We start from the raw sequence: 18,238 nt of genomic DNA on the forward strand, positions 1-18,238 counted from the left end.
GGCCAATTTTCTTTAAAATAAGGGTTGAAAAAAGCTATTTTAACGCCATCTATTGCTGAAGACTATAATTTATTGAGTAATAGGTAGCGCCTATTAAAACAATAGCTCCAATTTGCGCCTTGTTGGGATTAAAATGAGTAAACAAAAACATTCGGCTAGTTCTGGTCGTTGGTTGAAAGAACACTTTGATGATAAATACGCGAATGAGGCTCGTAAAAAAGGCTATCGCTCACGTGCTTATTTCAAGATCGATGAGATTCAAACGAAAGATAAATTGTTAAAGCCTGGGATGACAGTCGTCGATTTGGGTGCGGCACCGGGCGGGTGGTCTCAATATGCTGCTAAGATAGTAGGAGACAGTGGTCAGATCATTGCGTGTGATTTGCTTCCTATGGACCCGATTGCAGGTGTCAGCTTTTTACAAGGCGACTTTCGCGATGATGCAGTATTGGAAGCTTTGCTAGAAAGAATCCAACCTTCAATGGTAGACGTAGTAATGTCTGACATGGCACCTAATATTGCGGGAAATAACTCTGTTGACCAACCTCGTGCTATGTATTTAGTTGAATTGGCTTTAGATATGTGTCGACAAGTTCTAGCGCCTAATGGTAGCTTTGTCGTAAAGGTTTTCCAGGGGGAAGGCTTCGATCAGTATGTGAAAGAAGTCCGAGACATGTTTAAAGCCGTAAAAATTAGAAAACCAGACTCATCGCGAGCTCGCTCTCGAGAAGTCTTTGTTGTAGCCACTGGTTACAAAGGTTAACCATTTTGCTCTCTTGAGAGCGTGTTAACACTATAGCTACAGTGAATGAACTGTAGTACCCTACCTTTAATTACAATTAGTTATCGAGAGGCTTACACCTTGAGTGACATGGCAAAAAATTTAATTCTGTGGCTTGTTATCGCCGTCGTATTGATGTCGGTATTCCAGAGCTTTGGCCCTGGAGAAAGCAATGGCAGAACCGTGGATTACACCACGTTTGTACAGGAAGTTGGCCAAGGCCAGATTCAAGAAGCAACTTTTAAAGACGGTGAAATTAGCTTTGTTCGTCGTGGCGGCGGTGCCAAAATGGTCACTTACATGCCAGTGTATGACCAAAAGCTTCTAGATGACCTAATTAACCAAAACGTGAAAGTACAGGGCACGCCTCCAGAAGAGCAAAGCTTGCTTGGTACTATTTTCATTTCTTGGTTCCCAATGATCTTACTGATTGGTGTATGGATTTTCTTCATGCGTCAAATGCAAGGCGGCGGCGGTAAAGGCGCTATGTCTTTTGGTAAGAGCAAAGCTCGAATGATGAGCGAAGAACAAATCAAGACAACTTTTGCTGACGTCGCTGGTTGTGACGAAGCAAAAGAAGACGTGAAAGAGCTGGTGGACTACTTGCGTGATCCAAGCCGCTTCCAAAAACTGGGCGGTAAGATTCCTACTGGTGTGTTAATGGTTGGTCCTCCTGGTACTGGTAAAACGCTTCTAGCGAAAGCCATTGCTGGTGAAGCAAAAGTACCGTTTTTTACCATCTCGGGTTCAGATTTCGTAGAAATGTTTGTGGGTGTCGGTGCATCTCGTGTACGTGACATGTTCGAACAAGCTAAGAAAGCAGCGCCTTGTATTATCTTCATCGATGAAATCGATGCGGTAGGTCGTCAGCGTGGTGCTGGTGTTGGTGGTGGTCACGATGAACGTGAGCAAACACTAAACCAAATGCTAGTAGAGATGGATGGTTTCGAAGGTAACGAAGGTATCATCGTAATCGCTGCAACTAACCGTCCAGACGTTCTTGACCCAGCGTTGCTACGTCCTGGTCGTTTTGACCGCCAAGTAGTGGTTGGATTGCCAGATGTACGTGGTCGTGAGCAGATTCTAAAAGTACACATGCGTAAAGTCCCTCTAGCAGGTGACGTAGAGCCTTCTCTAATCGCTCGTGGTACACCAGGCTTCTCTGGTGCTGATTTAGCAAACCTAGTCAACGAAGCGGCGCTATTTGCTGCGCGTGGTAACAAGCGTAACGTTTCTATGGTTGAATTCGAATTAGCGAAAGACAAAATCATGATGGGTGCCGAGCGCCGTTCAATGGTGATGTCTGAAGAGACAAAAGAGTCAACGGCTTATCACGAAGCAGGTCACGCAATTGTTGGTCGTTTAGTACCTGAGCACGATCCAGTGTACAAAGTGTCGATCATTCCACGCGGTCGCGCGTTGGGTGTGACTATGTACCTACCGGAGCAAGACCGTGTCAGCATGTCTCGCCAGCATCTAGAGTCTATGATCTCTAGCTTGTACGGTGGTCGTCTAGCGGAAGAGCTTATCTACGGTGCTGATAAAGTCTCAACAGGCGCGTCAAACGATATTGAACGTGCAACTGATATTGCTCGTAAGATGGTTACTCAATGGGGTTTCTCTGAAAAGCTTGGTCCTCTACTGTATGCAGAAGATGAAGGTGAGGTGTTCCTTGGTCGTAGCGTGACTCAGACTAAGCATGTATCTGACGATACGGCGAAGTTGATTGATGATGAAGTTCGTCAGATCATTGACCGCAACTATGACCGTGCGAAGAAGATTCTTCAAGAAAACATGGATATCATGCATGCGATGAAAGATGCGCTGATGAAGTATGAAACCATTGATGCTCGTCAAATTGATGATTTAATGGAGCGCAAAGCTGAAATTCGTGAGCCTGCGGGTTGGAGTGATAACTCAACTAGCAAACCTGAAGACAGCGAGAAGCCTCAAGCAAAGCCAGAAGTTAAAGAAGAAGCAACGGACGCTGCGAAAGATGCAGAAAAGTCTAGCTCTCCAGAAGCGACTTCTAGCGAAGCGCCTGAAAAGAAAGACTCTGAATAAAGAGTGTTGATAATAATAAACCCCGAGTTATCTCGGGGTTTTTGTGTTTATGATGATGATTACAGCAAATAACAAATCTTTAGATCTTTCCCGTCCACATGTTATGGCCATTCTAAATGTGACTCCGGATTCCTTTTCGGATGGTGGTAAATACAACTCGATTGAACTCGCCCTTGCTCAAGTTGATAAAATGATAAAGGCTGGTGTAAGCATTGTTGATGTTGGTGGGGAGTCGACAAGGCCTGGCGCGCCAGATGTGTCTTTAGAAGAAGAACTTCGACGTGTTGTCCCAGTAATCAAGGCCATTCGTGAAAAGTACGATGTGTGGATTTCGGTCGATACCAGTAAAGCGGAAGTTATGCGTCAAGCTATTGATGCTGGTGCAGATTTGATCAATGACATTCGATCTTTGCAAGAACCTGGTGCTCTCGAAGTCGCAGCAGAAGCAAAGCTTCCAATTTGTCTGATGCATATGAAAGGTCAACCTAGAACCATGCAAGTTGCGCCTCATTATGATGATGTGATGAGCGACGTATCTGCCTTTCTAGAAGAACGTATCGCGGCATGTGAAGCGGCAGGGATTGATAAATCCCAACTGATTCTCGATCCTGGATTTGGCTTTGGCAAAACGATAGAACACAATTATCATATGCTCGCTCATCTTGAAAAGTTTCATGAATTCGGCCTGCCAATTTTGGCTGGCATGTCTCGTAAATCAATGATTTTTAAATTGTTGGATAAGCCAGCGGCTGAATGTACAAATGCGAGTGTCGTTTGCGCTACGATTGCAGCAATGAAAGGCGCGCAGATCATTCGTGTGCATGACTTTGAAGAGACAATCGAAGCAATGAAAGTTGTTGAGGTGACGAAAAACAATATTTAAAAATAATAAAGGAAAGTTTATGTCGAATAAAAGACGTTACTTTGGTACTGACGGTGTGCGCGGTAAAGTAGGACAATACCCAATCACTCCGGACTTCGTACTTAAGCTTGGCTGGGCGGCTGGTCGTGTACTAGCAAAACAAGGCACAAAGAAAGTTATTATAGGTAAAGATACGCGTATCTCCGGTTATATGCTTGAATCTGCATTAGAAGCAGGCCTTGCGGCAGCGGGACTTAAAGCAACATTTACTGGTCCAATGCCAACTCCAGCAGTGGCATATTTAACTCAAACTTTCCGCGCAGAGGCGGGGATTGTGATTTCTGCATCGCATAACCCATATTACGACAACGGCATTAAATTCTTTTCTTCTGAAGGTACTAAGCTACCTGACGATATCGAGTTGGCGATTGAAGCTGAGCTGGATAAAGACATTGAATGTGTTGAGTCTGCAGAACTTGGTAAAGCCACTCGTCTAAATGACGCTGCAGGCCGTTACATCGAATTCTGTAAGAGTACTTTCCCATCTGAATTGAGTCTCGCAAACTTTAAAATCGTGGTAGATTGTGCGCACGGTGCAACGTACTACATTGCTCCAAATGTCTTCAAAGAGCTTGGCGCAGAAGTTATTGCAATGGGCGTAGAGCCTAACGGCATCAACATTAATGAAGAAGTGGGCGCAACAGATGTTCGTGCGCTTCAAAAGCGTGTCGTTGAAGAGCAAGCGCACCTTGGTTTAGCATTTGATGGTGATGGTGACCGTATCATTATGGTCGATCACCTTGGCAACAAAGTCGATGGCGACCAAATTGCTTACATTATTGCTCGTGATGCTCTTCGTCGTGGCGAGCTAAAGGGTGGTGTCGTTGGTACGTTGATGACTAACTTGGGCATGGAAAATGGCTTAAAGCAGCTAGGCATTCCATTCGTACGTGCCGCTGTTGGTGACCGTTATGTCATGGAACAACTGCTAGAAAAAGGCTGGAAAATTGGTGCTGAAAACTCAGGCCATGTGATCTTATTAGATAAAGTCACCACGGGCGATGCGATTGTTGCAGCACTGCAAGTGCTTGCTTCTGTCGTTGGCAGCGATATGTCTTTGCATGAGCTATCGCAAGGCATGACGTTGTATCCTCAGGTTCTAGAAAATGTCCGCTTTGCAGGGGAAAGTAATCCTCTTGAAGCTCAAGCAGTACTAAACGCCGTCGCCGAAGTAGAAGCTACGCTGGGTGATAAAGGACGTGTATTGCTGCGTAAATCTGGCACAGAGCCTTTGATTCGCGTTATGGTGGAAGGTGAGGATGGCGAGTTAGTTCAAAGCTCTGCATTGAAAATTGCCGAAGCTGTAAAAGCAAGTTGTTAATCATTGCGTTAAAGTGTGCAGTGTATGAAAAGGGCATCTTTTGCCCTTTTTTTGAGCGCTTAGCGCATTGGCATTGATTTTTTACTAATTTTCCCTTGTCAGCGTTACCGGCTTTCGCTAGTATTGCTCCGCCTCCCGTTAGGAGGTCGCTAGCCTTGTTCAATTATGATTTATTCTCTTGAACGGCGCTGGCTCAACAATTTGGAACATAGGTGGAAAAAATGTTTTCAGTTCTACTTGTGATTTACCTGTTGGCAGCGCTTGGTGTGATTGGCCTTGTGTTGATTCAACAAGGTAAAGGCGCAGATATGGGAGCCTCGTTCGGTGCTGGTGCTTCAAACACAGTGTTTGGTGCTGGCGGCTCAGGTAATTTCTTAACCCGAACAACTGCTATTTTAGCAACCGTATTCTTTATCGTTAGCTTGTTGCTTGGTCGTATGTCTACGCACAAGATTGAATCACAATGGGTAGACCCAACATTAGGTCAACCAGTTGTTGAACAAGTTAAGGATGCAGCGAGTGAAGTTCCAGCCCCTGCGGGTGATGAAATTCCTCAATAAGCTGTAAGGTTTTGATGCCGAGATGGTGAAATTGGTAGACACGCTAGCATGAGGTGCTAGTGCCTTAGGTGTGAGGGTTCGAGTCCCTCTCTCGGCACCATGTATTTACAAACTTGTAAATCACTTGTTTGCGAGTATAATGCTCAGCAAGTCGGACGCGGGGTGGAGCAGCTTGGTAGCTCGTCGGGCTCATAACCCGAAGGTCGTCGGTTCAAATCCGGCCCCCGCAACCAATCTCTTTCTTTAAGAAGAAATCGTAGATTGGCAAGTTTGCGTAGTGCTAACCACACTACGAGTTAAGAGAAGCATTTGTTGGCTATTCTTAACGTATCAGGGTCCAGCAGCATAAAACCCCGACTATCGGGGTTTTTTGTTATCTGAGCTTTTTGAAATAGCTCAGAGACTGCTTGGTTTTTTGATTGGGCTCTGAGCCCTTTTTTTGTTTCTGGAGTGGTTAAATGACTGGTTTAGAAAGACAACTTACTGAAATGCTTGAAGCACCAGTAGAGGCATCAGGCTATGAGTTGGTTGGATTAGAATTCATTCGTGCAGGCGCGCACTCAACGTTACGCATCTACATTGACCATGAAAATGGTATTAACGTGGACGACTGTGCAGAAGTTAGCCACCAAGTTAGTGCGGTTTTAGACGTTGAAGATCCAATTTCTGTTGCTTACAGCCTAGAAGTGTCTTCTCCAGGTTTAGAAAGACCACTTTTTAAAGCAGCACATTACGAGCAATTTATTGGTCACGAGGTCAGCATCGTATTGAAAATGGCTGTAGCAAACCGTCGTAAGTGGAAAGGTATTATCCACGGCGTTGATGGCGAAACAGTGACAATTACTGTAGACGGTCAGCAAGAAGAGTTTGCTCTAAGTAACATTTCCAAAGCTAACCTGATCCCTAAATTTTAGTTCCCTAAAAAAGTTTAAGCTTAGAGGCTAAATACAATGAGTAAAGAAATTTTAGCGGTAGCAGAAGCGGTATCGAACGAAAAAGCGGTACCTCGTGAGCGTATCTTTGAGGCTCTTGAGATTGCTCTAGCAACTTCTACAAAGAAAAAATACGAAATCGAAATCGACGTACGTGTTGCCATTGACCGTAAAACTGGTGAGTTTGTGACTTACCGTCGTTGGTTAGTTGTTGATGATGTTGAGAACCCTACAAAAGAGATCTCATTAGAAGCAGCACAGTACGAAGATGACTCAATCGAACTTGGCGACTACGTAGAAGACGAAATCGAATCAGTAACGTTTGACCGTATTACGACTCAAACGGCTAAGCAAGTTATCGTACAAAAAGTTCGTGAAGCTGAACGTGCACAAATCGTTGAGCAGTTCATCGACAATGAAGGTGATCTAATCACTGGCGTTGTGAAAAAAGTAAACCGCGACACTATCGTGCTTGACCTTGGTAACAACGCTGAAGCGGTAATCCTACGTGATGACCAACTTCCTCGTGAAAACTTCCGTCCAGGCGACCGCGTTCGTGGCCTTCTTTACAAAGTCGCGCCAGAAGCACGTGGTTTCCAACTGTTCATCACTCGTTCTAAGCCTGAAATGCTGGCAGAACTATTCCGTGTTGAAGTGCCTGAAATCGCTGAAGATATTATCGAGTTGAAAGGCGCGGCACGTGATCCTGGTTCTCGCGCTAAGATCGCTGTCAAAACAAATGACAAACGTATCGACCCTGTAGGTGCGTGTGTTGGTATGCGTGGTGCACGTGTACAAGCTGTTTCTGGCGAACTTGGTGGTGAGCGTATCGATATTGTGCTTTGGGATGATAACCCAGCTCAATTCGTTATCAACGCAATGGCGCCAGCTGATGTTGCTTCTATCATCGTTGATGAGGATGCACACTCAATGGACATCGCAGTTGAAGCTGACAACCTAGCGCAAGCTATCGGTCGTAACGGTCAAAACGTGCGTCTAGCATCTCAGCTAACAGGTTGGGAACTGAATGTTATGACAGTTGCTGATCTTCAGAAGAAACACGCTGAAGAATCACAAGCATCTATTGAAAACTTCATGAAGTACCTAGATATTGAAGAAGACTTCGCTCAACTTCTTGTTGAAGAGGGTTTCTCAACGCTAGAAGAAATCGCATACGTGCCAGTTAACGAGCTACTAGAAATCGATGGTTTGAATGAAGAACTAATCGAAGAGCTTCGTGGACGTGCAAAAGATGCACTAACGACGATCGCACTAGCACAAGAAGAGTCTTTTGAAGGTCTAGAACCAGCTGAAGATCTGCTTGCACTTGAAGGTCTTGAGCGTGAGATGGCATTTAAATTGGCAGCGAAAGGTGTAGCGACACTGGAAGATCTTGCTGACCAAGGTATTGACGATTTAGAAGGTATCGAAGGCCTGACCGAAGAACGTGCAGGTGAGCTAATTATGGCCGCACGTAACATCTGTTGGTTCGGCGAAGAAGCATAATTTTCGGCAAGGAGGAAGCGGCATGACACAATTAACAGTTAAAGCACTGAGTGATGAGATTGGTACGCCAGTCGACCGCTTGATTGAACAACTTGCTGACGCTGGCATTAAAAAGGCGAGCTCTGACAATGTTACTGATGAAGAGAAGCAGAAGCTTCTCTCTCATCTAAAGAAAGAACACGGTGATAAATCAGGTGATTCAGAGCCGACTCGCCTTACGCTTCAGCGTAAAACTCGTAGTACACTTAGTGTGAACGCGGGTGGTGGTAAGAGTAAGAATGTTCAGGTTGAGGTGCGCAAAAAACGTACATACGTGAAGCGCAGCACAATTGAAGATGAAGCGAAACGTGAAGCTGAAGAAGCAGCACAACGTGAAGCAGAAGAAGCAGCAAAACGTGCAGCAGAAGAAGCTGCAAAACGTGAAGCTGAAGAAGCTGCAAAACGTGAAGCTGAAGAAGCTGCAAAACGTGAAGCGGAAGAAAAAGCGAAACGTGAAGCTGAAGAAAAAGCGAAGCGAGACGTAGATACGAATGCACAACGCAATGCTGAAGAAAAAGCAAAGCGTGATGCTGAAGAGAAAATTAAGCAAGAAGCAGCGCGAAAAGAGGCCGACGAGCTTAAACGTCGTCAGGAAGAAGAAGCTAAGCGTAAGGCTGAAGAGGAAAGTCAGCGCAAGCTTGAAGAAGCTCGCGAATTGGCTGAAAAGAATAAAGAGCGTTGGTCTGCTGCAGAAGAGAAAAAGGGTGATATGGAAGATACAGATTACCATGTAACGACTTCACAATACGCACGTGAAGCCGAAGATGAAGCAGATCGCAAAGTAGAGAGCGGTCGTCGTAAGAAGAAAAAAGCTTCAGGTAAAGACGACCAAGCTCGCGGTGGCCGTAACAACCAACGTGGCGGTAGAGGTCGTAAAGGCAAACTTGCTAAACCGACTTCAATGCAGCATGGCTTTGATAAGTCAGCAACGGTTGCTAAGCAAGACGTTGTAATTGGCGAAACGATCGTTCTATCAGAACTTGCTAACAAGATGTCGGTTAAAGCGACAGAAGTTATCAAAGTAATGATGAAGATGGGCGCTATGGCGACTATCAACCAAGTGATCGACCAAGAAACAGCACAACTTGTTGCTGAAGAAATGGGCCATAAAGTAGTTCTTCGTAAAGAGAACGAACTGGAAGAAGCGGTACTATCTGACCGTGACACTAACGCGGAAGCAGTTCCACGTGCTCCAGTTGTTACTATCATGGGTCACGTTGACCACGGTAAAACGTCAACACTTGACTACATCCGTCGCACACACGTTGCTTCTGGCGAAGCGGGTGGTATTACTCAGCACATTGGTGCGTACCACGTTGAAACAGACAACGGCATGATCACGTTCCTTGATACTCCTGGACACGCAGCGTTTACTGCAATGCGTGCTCGTGGTGCTCAAGCGACAGATATCGTTGTTCTTGTAGTTGCAGCAGACGATGGCGTAATGCCACAAACAGTAGAAGCGATTCAGCACGCGAAAGCGGCAGGCGTTCCTCTAATTGTTGCTGTGAACAAGATCGATAAAGAAGGCGCGAACCCAGATAACGTTAAGAATGAGCTTGCTCAATACGATGTTATTCCTGAGGAGTGGGGCGGTGAGAACATCTTTGTTCACATCTCTGCGAAACAGGGTACAAACGTTGACGCTCTTCTAGAAGCAATCCTTCTTCAATCTGAAGTTCTAGAACTTACAGCAGTGAAAGAAGGCATGGCGTCTGGTGTTGTTGTTGAATCTCGTCTAGATAAAGGTCGTGGTCCAGTTGCAACAGTACTTGTTCAATCAGGTACACTAAACAAAGGCGACATCGTTCTTTGTGGTCAAGAATACGGCCGTGTTCGTGCAATGCGTGATGAGCTAGGTAAAGAAATTACTTCGGCTGGCCCATCTATCCCTGTAGAGATCCTAGGTCTTTCAGGTGTACCATCTTCAGGTGATGAAGCAACAGTAGTTCGTGACGAGCGTAAAGCGCGTGAAGTAGCTAACTACCGTGCTGGTAAGTTCCGTGAAGTGAAACTTGCTCGTCAGCAGAAATCTAAACTAGAGAACATGTTCTCTAACATGACTGCTGGTGAAGTTGCTGAACTTAACGTTGTACTTAAAGCAGACGTTCAAGGTTCTGTAGAAGCAATCGCAGATTCACTAGTTAAGCTATCTACTGACGAAGTTAAAGTGAACATCGTTGGTTCTGGTGTTGGTGGTATTACGGAAACTGACGTAGTACTAGCGGAAGCTTCAAACGCAATCATCCTTGGCTTTAACGTTCGTGCAGATGCTTCTGCTCGCCGTGCTGTAGAAGCCGCAGCTGTTGACTTACGTTACTACTCAATCATTTACCAATTGATTGACGAAGTTAAACAAGCAATGGGCGGTATGCTTGCTCCAGAATTCAAGCAAGAGATCATTGGTCTTGCTGAAGTTCGTGACGTGTTTAAGTCACCGAAACTGGGCGCTATCGCTGGTTGTATGGTTACAGAAGGTGTGATCAAGCGTAACAACCCAATCCGTGTACTACGTGATAACGTTGTTATTTACGAAGGTGAACTAGAGTCACTACGTCGTTTCAAAGATGACGTTCAAGAAGTTAAGAATGGCTACGAATGTGGTATCGGCGTTAAGAACTACAATGATGTTCGCGTTGGTGACCAAATCGAAGTCTTCGAAATCGTTGAAATTAAACGTACTCTAGACTAATTGACTAAAATTACTAATATTGTCTTTGAAAGATAAGTAGTAATTGGTTGTTGAATACACCATGGGGGGCTGGCTTTGACCAACCCCCCATTCTTTCTATATAAGAGTAAAGATATGTCAAAAGAATTTAGCCGCACGCAGCGCGTTGCACAGCAGCTGCAAAAAGAACTAGCGATGATCCTTCAACGTGAAGTTCGTGACTCACGCCTTGGCATGGTAACGATCTCAGACGTAGAAGTTTCTCGTGACCTAGCTTACGCAAAAGTATTTGTGACCTTCCTATGTGTGGGCGAGCAAACACCAGAATCATGTCTAGCAGCGCTACGTGAGCACGAAGTGCACATTCGCATGATGTTAGGTAAGCGCATTCGCCTACGTCTAACGCCAGAAATCCGCTTCCATTATGACAATACGCTTGTTGAAGGTATGCGTATGTCTAACCTAGTGTCTGAAGTGGTAAGCTCAGACAAGAAAAAGCAAAAAGACTCTGGTCGTGAGGACGAAGAATAATGGCTCGTCGTCGTAAAGGTCGTCCAATTAATGGCGTTATACTGTTGGACAAACCAACAGGCATCTCTTCCAATGATGCACTGCAAAAAGTAAAGCGAATCTACTTTGCTGAGAAAGCAGGCCACACTGGTGCCTTGGACCCATTAGCGACAGGCATGCTGCCAATTTGCTTGGGTGAAGCGACGAAGTTTTCTCAATTTCTTCTAGATTCTGATAAACGCTACCGTGTGATCGCAAAGCTTGGTGAACGTACCAACACGTCTGACTCGGATGGTGAAGTCGTAGAGACACGTCCAATCGATGTTACGTTAGACAAGCTAGAAGCGTGCATTGAGAAGTTCCGTGGCGAATCTGATCAAGTACCTTCCATGTTTTCAGCGTTGAAATATCAAGGGAAACCCTTGTATGAATACGCTCGCAAAGGCATCGAAGTTCCGCGTGAATCTCGTAAGATCACGGTATACGAGATTGTTCTTCACCGTTTTGAAGGCGATGAAGTCGAGATGGAAGTTCATTGCTCAAAAGGTACCTACATTCGTACCATCGTGGATGACCTAGGCGAAATGTTAGGTTGTGGTGCGCACGTAACTATGCTTCGACGCACTGGTGTTGCGAAATACCCTTACGAGAAGATGGTGACACTTGAGCAACTGAATGAGTTACTAGAGCAAGCACACCGTGAAGAACGGGCTCCTCGAGAACTACTGGACCCATTGCTGTTACCAATGGATACAGCGGTAGAAGACTTACCAGAAGTCAACTTAGTGCCTGAACTGGCGGATATGGTTCAGCATGGGCAACCTGTTCAAGTATTTGGTGCGCCCACCGAAGGCTCACTTCGCCTTACCATGGGTGAAGAGCGTTTGTTTATTGGCGTAGGCGAAATGAATGAAGATGGCAAAATTGCTCCTAAGCGATTGGTCGTGTTTCGAGATGACGTCGCATCCAAGTAAATGATTGAAAATACCGACCTGAGTGTCGGTATTTTTATATTGCACGAGATAGGAAATTTCCCTATAATCCGCGCTTCGCGTAGCGGCTGAATCAGAGATTGGCTGCTACAACTTTAAACCTACTCTTATTAGGAGAGAATTATGTCTCTGAATGCAGAAACTAAAGCAGCAATCGTTGCAGAATACGCACAAGGCGAAGGCGACACTGGTTCACCAGAAGTTCAAGTAGCTCTACTTACAGCTTCTATCAACCACCTACAAGGTCACTTCAAAGCGCACAAAGGCGATCACCACAGCCGTCGTGGTCTTCTACGCATGGTTTCTCGTCGTCGTAAGCTTCTAGATTACCTAAAAGGTAAAAACCTAGCTCGCTACCAAGACCTAATCAAACGTCTAGGCCTACGTCGCTAATCAGCGACTGCATAGCAGTTTGTCTAAAAAGGGGCTTTATGCCCCTTTTTTGTTGCCTAAATTTAGCCAAATTAGACTTATGCCGTTATAATACTGGCGGCTAAACCTCGTAAGAGGTTTTCTCAAAAGCTCATAGCATTACAGTCAACCACGTCGACCAAAAGGTCGCGACTATTCAAAAGGAATTTCCGAGTTTCTTTTTACTAGTCGCGATTCGTAATGCCTTGAGTGTCAATTAACACATCTAAGATTTCTTTAAGCACTAAAGGAAGATTAGAAACAAGGAATAACAATGTTCGAAAAACCAGTTGTTAAAACGTTCCAGTACGGTAACCACACAGTTACTTTAGAAACTGGCGTTATTGCACGTCAAGCTACAGCAGCAGTTATGGTCACAATGGATGATACGTCTGTATTCGTATCTGTTGTAGGTAAAAAAGAAGCCGTTGCAGGTCAAGACTTCTTCCCACTAACGGTTAACTACCAAGAGCGTACTTACGCTGCGGGTAAAATCCCAGGCGGTTTCTTCAAGCGTGAAGGTCGTCCTTCTGAAGGCGAAACGCTAACAGCTCGTCTAATCGACCGTCCAATCCGTCCGCTATTCCCAGACGCGTTTAAAAACGAAGTTCAGGTTATCGCGACAGTAATGTCTGTAAACCCAGATGTTCAGCCAGATATCGTTACAATGATCGGTACTTCTGCTGCTCTTGCTATCTCGGGCATTCCATTCAACGGCCCTATCGGTGCGGCGCGTGTCGGTCATATCGATGGTCAGCTTGTACTTAACCCTAGCCAGACTGAACTAGAAACTTCTAAGCTTGATCTTGTTGTTGCTGGTACAGAATCAGCCGTACTGATGGTTGAATCAGAAGCGGACAACCTAACTGAAGAAGAAATGCTAGCAGCGGTTGTTTACGGTCATGATCAACAACAAGTTGCTATCAAAGCTATCAACGAATTCAAAGCAGAAGTGGCAACTCCTGCTTGGGATTGGGTTGCTCCTGAAGAAAACACAGCGCTTAAAGATAAGATTGCTGAGCTAGCAGAAGCGAAGCTTGTTGAGGCTTACAAAATCACTGAGAAGATGGCTCGTTACGACCGTATCAATGAGATCGCTGCGGAAGTAAATGAAGTTCTTCTTGCTGAAGATCCTGAAGCGGATACAAAAGAAATCCACACTATCTTCCATGATCTAGAGAAAACAGTTGTACGTCGTAGCATTATCGCGGGTAACCCTCGTATTGATGGCCGTGAAAAAGACATGGTTCGTGCACTAGATGTACGCACTGGTGTTCTTCCTCGCACACACGGTAGCGCACTATTCACTCGTGGTGAAACTCAGGCTATCGTGACGGCAACTCTAGGTACTCAGCGTGATGCTCAAATCATTGATGAGCTAACAGGCGAGCGTAAAGATCACTTCCTACTACACTACAACTTCCCTCCATACTGTGTAGGTGAGACTGGTTTTGTAGGTTCTCCTAAGCGTCGTGAAATCGGCCACGGTAAACTGGCTAAACGTGGTATCGCAGCAGTAATGCCATCAGTAGATGAATTCCCATACACAGTACGTGTTGTATCGGAAATCACTGAATCTAACGGTTCATCTTCAATGGCTTCTGTATGTGGTACGTCTCTTGCGCTTATGGACGCAGGTGTGCCAATCAAGTCTTCTGTTGCGGGTATCGCAATGGGCCTTGTTAAAGAAGGCGACGACTTCGTTGTTCTTTCTGACATCCTTGGTGACGAAGACCATCTAGGTGATATGGACTTTAAAGTAGCAGGTACTAACACTGGTATCACTGCTCTTCAAATGGACATCAAGATCGAAGGCATCACTAAAGAAATCATGCAAATTGCGCTTAACCAAGCTCAAGGCGCACGTAAGCACATCCTATCTGTAATGGATGAAGCAATCTCTGGTGCTCGTGAAGACATCTCTGAATTTGCTCCTCGTATTCACACAATGAAGATCAGCGCAGAGAAGATCAAAGACGTTATCGGTAAAGGTGGTGCAGTTATCCGAGCTCTAACTGAAGAGACTGGTACAACTATCGAAATCGAAGACGACGGTACTATCAAGATTGCTGCAACTGAAGGCACTGCTGCGAAAGAAGCTATCCGCCGTATCGAAGAGATCACTGCTGAAGTTGAAGTTGGCCGTATCTACACGGGTAAAGTTGCACGTCTAGCTGACTTCGGTGCATTTGTAACGGTTCTTCCAGGCAAAGATGGTCTGGTACACATTTCTCAAATCGCAGAAAAACGTGTTGAGAAAGTGTCTGACTACCTAGCTGAAGGCCAAGAAGTTCAAGTTAAAGTTCTTGAAATCGACCGCCAAGGCCGTGTACGTCTAAGCATGAAAGAAGCGGTAGAAAAGCCAGCTGAAGAAGCTGCTGCTGAAGCACCAGCTGCGAAAGACGAGTAAGACAAAATGAGACTTTCAGCCTTTTATTAGATTAAGGGCCTGAAAGCATGTTATAAAAGGGGAGCATTTTCGCTCCCCTTTTTTTGGTTTATTTCGACGCATTAACCTCAAACGAGGTTATCGCCTATATTGCATTAAGAGAAATAAATTTTGAGCGGTCCAAACAGGAGTATCAATTAGTGAAATGGTTTCAAACCGCAAGTTTATGTGTTGCTATCGCGCTGACCGGTTGTGCAAATACTTCTCAGCAATCAGCACAAAAGTGGCTATATCCACCGATGGCGGTGCCACTTCAGCCTAGCGTTCAACAAGAAGTACAAATCGCGCGTTTATCGCAGTTGCTACAACGTCCTGATCTCAGTGATGAAGTACGCGCTAAAATGCATTATGAGCGCGGTAGCTACTACGATAGCGTTGGTTTGCGTGATCTTGCCCGTTTGGACTTTAACCAGTCTTTGCAGTTGAATCCTGCTCAACCGGATATCTTCAATCTTTTGGGGGTGTATTTCACCCAAGTGGGGGAGTTTGACGCGGCTTATGAAGCGTTTGACTCGACCATAGAGTTGGCTCCGGATAATACCTATGCTGAGCGCAACCGTGCGATTGCACTGTATTATGGTGGCCGAATCGATCTCGCTTTAGAAGATATGACCAAGCACTATCAAGAAATGCCAACGGATCCTTTTCGTTCATTATGGCTGTACATCATCGAAGCTGAGCAAAATCCAGAGCAAGCAAAAGCCAATCTTCAACAGCGTTATTTACGAGATCGTAGTGAAGAGTGGGGATGGGTTCTTGTTGCTATCATGCTACGAGACGTCTCGGACGAAGACGCTCTTAAAGCTATTATGGATGGAACGAGAGAGAACTATCGCCTAGCTGAACGATTGACGGAAACGTATTTCTACCTTGGAAAGCGTAATCAGCTTGAAGGTGACATCGCAAGTGCCATCTCACTTTATAAGCTCGCGATTTCGTTCAATGTTTATGATTATGTTGAGCACCGGTATTCCTTCTTGGAACTGGCACAAATCTACGATCAATTACAGCAAGACAGATTAGCCAAGCTAAAGGCCGCTAAGAAGCAGGAAATTGAATGATTTAGAGCCGCTCGATGAGAGCGGCTTTTTTATGATTGAACTTGATGAGTGACTCATTTAAAATAGTTAGCCTTGCTAACTAAGTGGTGGTGGCTTTTATGGCACTAGAAGAAAGCTTGATTGATTTAGAGCGTTTTTGCGCCAAAGCTTGGCGTGTTTATGCCAAAGAAGATCCGTTATCACATCTAAGCTTTAATGAGTTCGATTATTTACGTGTGATTCAGGTTTACCCTGAGGGTGTACGAATAACCGATCTTGCAGAAGAGTTGCAAGTGACTAAGCCTTCCGCATCGACAATGGTTGTTCGTTTGGAAAAAAAGGGTTTAGTGAAACGCATCGCATGTAATGAGGATGCCCGTGCTAAGCGTGTATTGCTGACAGAAGAAGTCGCAGAAAAAATGTCTTTGGAGCAGGTGGTTTACAAAGATATCTCTGAACAAATGATGCAACAATTAAATCAGCAAGAAGCTGAGCAGTTACAAGCTTTACTGAATAAAGCATTGAGCAATAAGTCATTTTAAATTAAACCAAAGGCCTCCGCTGTACGCATTAGCCTTTGGTGTTTCATTTTTCTTTTATTTAATTTAACTATTTAGTTAGTCTTGCTAATTAAATGGTTAGCTTTGCTAACTACTGGTGGCAGTCATGCAAAACTCAATTTATAGACAGTTTTGGAAATATACGATTCCAACCGTCGCAGCAATGCTCGTGAACGGTTTATATCAAATAGTTGATGGCATTTTTATTGGCCGTTATGTTGGTGCTGACGGATTAGCAGGGATCAATGTTGCGTGGCCGATCATCGGTTCCATCCTTGGTATAGGGATGATGATTGGCGTGGGGACTGGTGCGCTAACGTCGATTAAGCAAGGAGAAAACGATCATGAGGGCGCGAAGCGTATTTTAACGACCGGATTGGGGTTGTTAGCGATATTGATGCCGGTCGTTGCTACCATATTGTTCTATTTTGCCGATGAATTTATTCGCTGGCAGGGGGCGGAAGGGCGAGTGTTTGAACTCGCGCTGCAATATCTGCATATTCTGATTGTCGCGTGCGTATTTACGCTAGGCTCTATCGCGGTTCCATTTCTTTTACGCAATGACGACAGCCCGAACTTAGCAACGATGCTGATGGTCATCGGTGCTGTCATTAATATTGTATTAGACTACGTATTTATTGCTTGGTTGGGGTGGGAGTTAACCGGAGCGGCCATTGCTACAGCGCTGGCACAATTGGTGGTAACCGTGCTTGGTATTGGTTACTTCTTTACTTCAAAAGCGACCTTACGCCTTCGAATCAGTGACTTTAAGGTTCAAGTTGATGTTGCACCAAAGATTATAATGATCGGTACATCTAGCTTCTTTATGTACGCGTACGGCTCTGTGATGGTGGCAATGCACAACGCATTATTTGCTCAGTACGGAAGTGCAATGTTGATCGGGGCGTATGCCATTTTGGGATATATCGTGACGGTTTACTATCTGATTGCAGAGGGAATCGCGAACGGTATGCAACCTCTAGTGAGTTTCAATCACGGGGCGCGCAACCAGGCGAACGTCAGGAAATTACTGCAAGTCGCAATGGGGACATCTATGCTTGGTGGTGTAGCGTTTGTGGGTTTGATGAACCTTTTCCCGTACGAGTTGGTCTCGGTGTTTAACAATGCTGATCAACAGTTGATTGATAGCACGGTGATCGGGATTCGTTTACACATGTTTGCGTTGTTCCTAGATGGCTTTTTAGTCGTGGCGGCTGCGTACTACCAATCGGTAAACAAAGGCAGCAAAGCCATGTTTGTGACACTAGGCAACATGTTGGTTCAACTGCCGTTTTTATTCGTTATGCCGAAACTGTTTGGCGTGACAGGCATTTGGCTGGCTTTCCCATTGTCCAATATTGCGCTGAGTTTAGTTGTGGTCAGTATGTTGTGGCGGGACGTGAAAAAGCTGCTAAACGAAACTTCGGCTGAGCCAACAGTGCAAGCCTGTTAACAATGGCTGATAGAGAAAAGCGAGGTT

Annotated in this window: 15 protein-coding genes and 2 tRNA genes; all 17 read left to right on the top strand. The window is 45.1% G+C overall.

Annotated features, from left to right (window positions below; genetic code table 11):
* Window positions 1-133 precede the first annotated feature (133 nt).
* The 17 genes from rlmE to D8S93_RS01115 all read left to right on the top strand — a co-directional run bounded on the left by rlmE (window position 134) and on the right by D8S93_RS01115 (window position 18,211).
* Window positions 134-763: a 23S rRNA (uridine(2552)-2'-O)-methyltransferase RlmE gene (rlmE, locus tag D8S93_RS01030; RefSeq protein ID WP_005388985.1), complete on the top strand. Its 630-nt coding sequence runs from the start codon at window positions 134-136 to the stop codon at window positions 761-763.
* 108 nt (window positions 764-871) lie between these two features.
* Window positions 872-2,845: an ATP-dependent zinc metalloprotease FtsH gene (gene ftsH, locus D8S93_RS01035; protein WP_041852890.1), complete on the top strand. Its 1,974-nt coding sequence runs from the start codon at window positions 872-874 to the stop codon at window positions 2,843-2,845.
* A gap of 52 nt (window positions 2,846-2,897) precedes the next feature.
* Window positions 2,898-3,728 (top strand): dihydropteroate synthase, encoded by an 831-nt coding sequence (folP, locus tag D8S93_RS01040; RefSeq protein ID WP_152812057.1) that lies wholly within the window; start codon window positions 2,898-2,900, stop codon window positions 3,726-3,728.
* A gap of 19 nt (window positions 3,729-3,747) precedes the next feature.
* Entirely contained in the window at window positions 3,748-5,088 is a 1,341-nt protein-coding gene (gene glmM, locus D8S93_RS01045; RefSeq protein ID WP_152811645.1) for a phosphoglucosamine mutase, read from the top strand.
* Between the two features lie 221 nt (window positions 5,089-5,309).
* Window positions 5,310-5,648 carry a preprotein translocase subunit SecG gene (gene secG, locus D8S93_RS01055; protein ID WP_005394661.1) on the top strand — a complete coding sequence of 113 codons (339 nt, stop codon included), beginning with the start codon at window positions 5,310-5,312 and terminating at the stop codon, window positions 5,646-5,648.
* A gap of 16 nt (window positions 5,649-5,664) precedes the next feature.
* Window positions 5,665-5,748: transfer RNA gene (locus D8S93_RS01060), tRNA-Leu, on the top strand.
* Between the two features lie 56 nt (window positions 5,749-5,804).
* Window positions 5,805-5,881: transfer RNA gene (locus tag D8S93_RS01065), tRNA-Met, on the top strand.
* Window positions 5,882-6,106: 225 nt separating this feature from the next.
* Window positions 6,107-6,562: a ribosome maturation factor RimP gene (gene rimP, locus D8S93_RS01070; RefSeq protein ID WP_005394659.1), complete on the top strand. Its 456-nt coding sequence runs from the start codon at window positions 6,107-6,109 to the stop codon at window positions 6,560-6,562.
* Between the two features lie 36 nt (window positions 6,563-6,598).
* Window positions 6,599-8,086 carry a transcription termination factor NusA gene (gene nusA / locus D8S93_RS01075; protein ID WP_005380084.1) on the top strand — a complete coding sequence of 496 codons (1,488 nt, stop codon included), beginning with the start codon at window positions 6,599-6,601 and terminating at the stop codon, window positions 8,084-8,086.
* 22 nt (window positions 8,087-8,108) lie between these two features.
* Window positions 8,109-10,817, top strand: coding sequence for a translation initiation factor IF-2 (gene infB / locus D8S93_RS01080; protein WP_046875050.1), 2,709 nt, complete (start codon window positions 8,109-8,111; stop codon window positions 10,815-10,817).
* A gap of 114 nt (window positions 10,818-10,931) precedes the next feature.
* Window positions 10,932-11,327, top strand: coding sequence for a 30S ribosome-binding factor RbfA (rbfA, locus tag D8S93_RS01085; protein ID WP_005394657.1), 396 nt, complete (start codon window positions 10,932-10,934; stop codon window positions 11,325-11,327).
* Window positions 11,327-12,280, top strand: coding sequence for a tRNA pseudouridine(55) synthase TruB (truB, locus tag D8S93_RS01090; protein ID WP_005394656.1), 954 nt, complete (start codon window positions 11,327-11,329; stop codon window positions 12,278-12,280). The genes rbfA and truB overlap by 1 nt, the downstream gene beginning before the upstream one ends.
* Window positions 12,281-12,421: 141 nt before the next feature.
* Window positions 12,422-12,691: a 30S ribosomal protein S15 gene (gene rpsO / locus D8S93_RS01095; protein WP_005380094.1), complete on the top strand. Its 270-nt coding sequence runs from the start codon at window positions 12,422-12,424 to the stop codon at window positions 12,689-12,691.
* 292 nt (window positions 12,692-12,983) lie between these two features.
* Window positions 12,984-15,119 carry a polyribonucleotide nucleotidyltransferase gene (gene pnp / locus D8S93_RS01100; RefSeq protein ID WP_005394655.1) on the top strand — a complete coding sequence of 712 codons (2,136 nt, stop codon included), beginning with the start codon at window positions 12,984-12,986 and terminating at the stop codon, window positions 15,117-15,119.
* Between the two features lie 179 nt (window positions 15,120-15,298).
* On the top strand, window positions 15,299-16,219 hold the full coding sequence (gene nlpI / locus D8S93_RS01105) for a lipoprotein NlpI (protein WP_012841449.1): 921 nt from the start codon (window positions 15,299-15,301) through the stop codon (window positions 16,217-16,219).
* 98 nt (window positions 16,220-16,317) lie between these two features.
* Complete coding sequence (locus D8S93_RS01110) at window positions 16,318-16,740, top strand: MarR family winged helix-turn-helix transcriptional regulator (RefSeq protein ID WP_005394653.1); 423 nt, start codon at window positions 16,318-16,320, stop codon at window positions 16,738-16,740.
* A gap of 124 nt (window positions 16,741-16,864) precedes the next feature.
* Window positions 16,865-18,211, top strand: coding sequence for an MATE family efflux transporter (locus tag D8S93_RS01115; RefSeq protein ID WP_152811649.1), 1,347 nt, complete (start codon window positions 16,865-16,867; stop codon window positions 18,209-18,211).
* The last annotated feature ends 27 nt before the right edge of the window (window positions 18,212-18,238 follow it).

Source organism: Vibrio sp. VGrn 2 (genome assembly GCF_009361695.1).
GTDB classification, from domain to species: Bacteria; Pseudomonadota; Gammaproteobacteria; order Enterobacterales; family Vibrionaceae; genus Vibrio; species Vibrio diabolicus.

What these genes read in the sequence shown, in the direction of transcription:
- folP (WP_152812057.1), top strand. Translation starts at nt 2,898, where the DNA reads ATGATGATTACAGCAAATAACAAATCTTTAGATCTTTCCCGTCCACAT.
- secG (WP_005394661.1), top strand. Translation starts at nt 5,310, where the DNA reads ATGTTTTCAGTTCTACTTGTGATTTACCTGTTGGCAGCGCTTGGTGTG.
- glmM (WP_152811645.1), top strand. Translation starts at nt 3,748, where the DNA reads ATGTCGAATAAAAGACGTTACTTTGGTACTGACGGTGTGCGCGGTAAA.
- rbfA (WP_005394657.1), top strand. Translation starts at nt 10,932, where the DNA reads ATGTCAAAAGAATTTAGCCGCACGCAGCGCGTTGCACAGCAGCTGCAA.
- nusA (WP_005380084.1), top strand. Translation starts at nt 6,599, where the DNA reads ATGAGTAAAGAAATTTTAGCGGTAGCAGAAGCGGTATCGAACGAAAAA.
- ftsH (WP_041852890.1), top strand. Translation starts at nt 872, where the DNA reads ATGGCAAAAAATTTAATTCTGTGGCTTGTTATCGCCGTCGTATTGATG.
- rimP (WP_005394659.1), top strand. Translation starts at nt 6,107, where the DNA reads ATGACTGGTTTAGAAAGACAACTTACTGAAATGCTTGAAGCACCAGTA.
- pnp (WP_005394655.1), top strand. Translation starts at nt 12,984, where the DNA reads ATGTTCGAAAAACCAGTTGTTAAAACGTTCCAGTACGGTAACCACACA.
- truB (WP_005394656.1), top strand. Translation starts at nt 11,327, where the DNA reads ATGGCTCGTCGTCGTAAAGGTCGTCCAATTAATGGCGTTATACTGTTG.
- rpsO (WP_005380094.1), top strand. Translation starts at nt 12,422, where the DNA reads ATGTCTCTGAATGCAGAAACTAAAGCAGCAATCGTTGCAGAATACGCA.
- D8S93_RS01110 (WP_005394653.1), top strand. Translation starts at nt 16,318, where the DNA reads ATGGCACTAGAAGAAAGCTTGATTGATTTAGAGCGTTTTTGCGCCAAA.
- infB (WP_046875050.1), top strand. Translation starts at nt 8,109, where the DNA reads ATGACACAATTAACAGTTAAAGCACTGAGTGATGAGATTGGTACGCCA.
- rlmE (WP_005388985.1), top strand. Translation starts at nt 134, where the DNA reads ATGAGTAAACAAAAACATTCGGCTAGTTCTGGTCGTTGGTTGAAAGAA.
- D8S93_RS01115 (WP_152811649.1), top strand. Translation starts at nt 16,865, where the DNA reads ATGCAAAACTCAATTTATAGACAGTTTTGGAAATATACGATTCCAACC.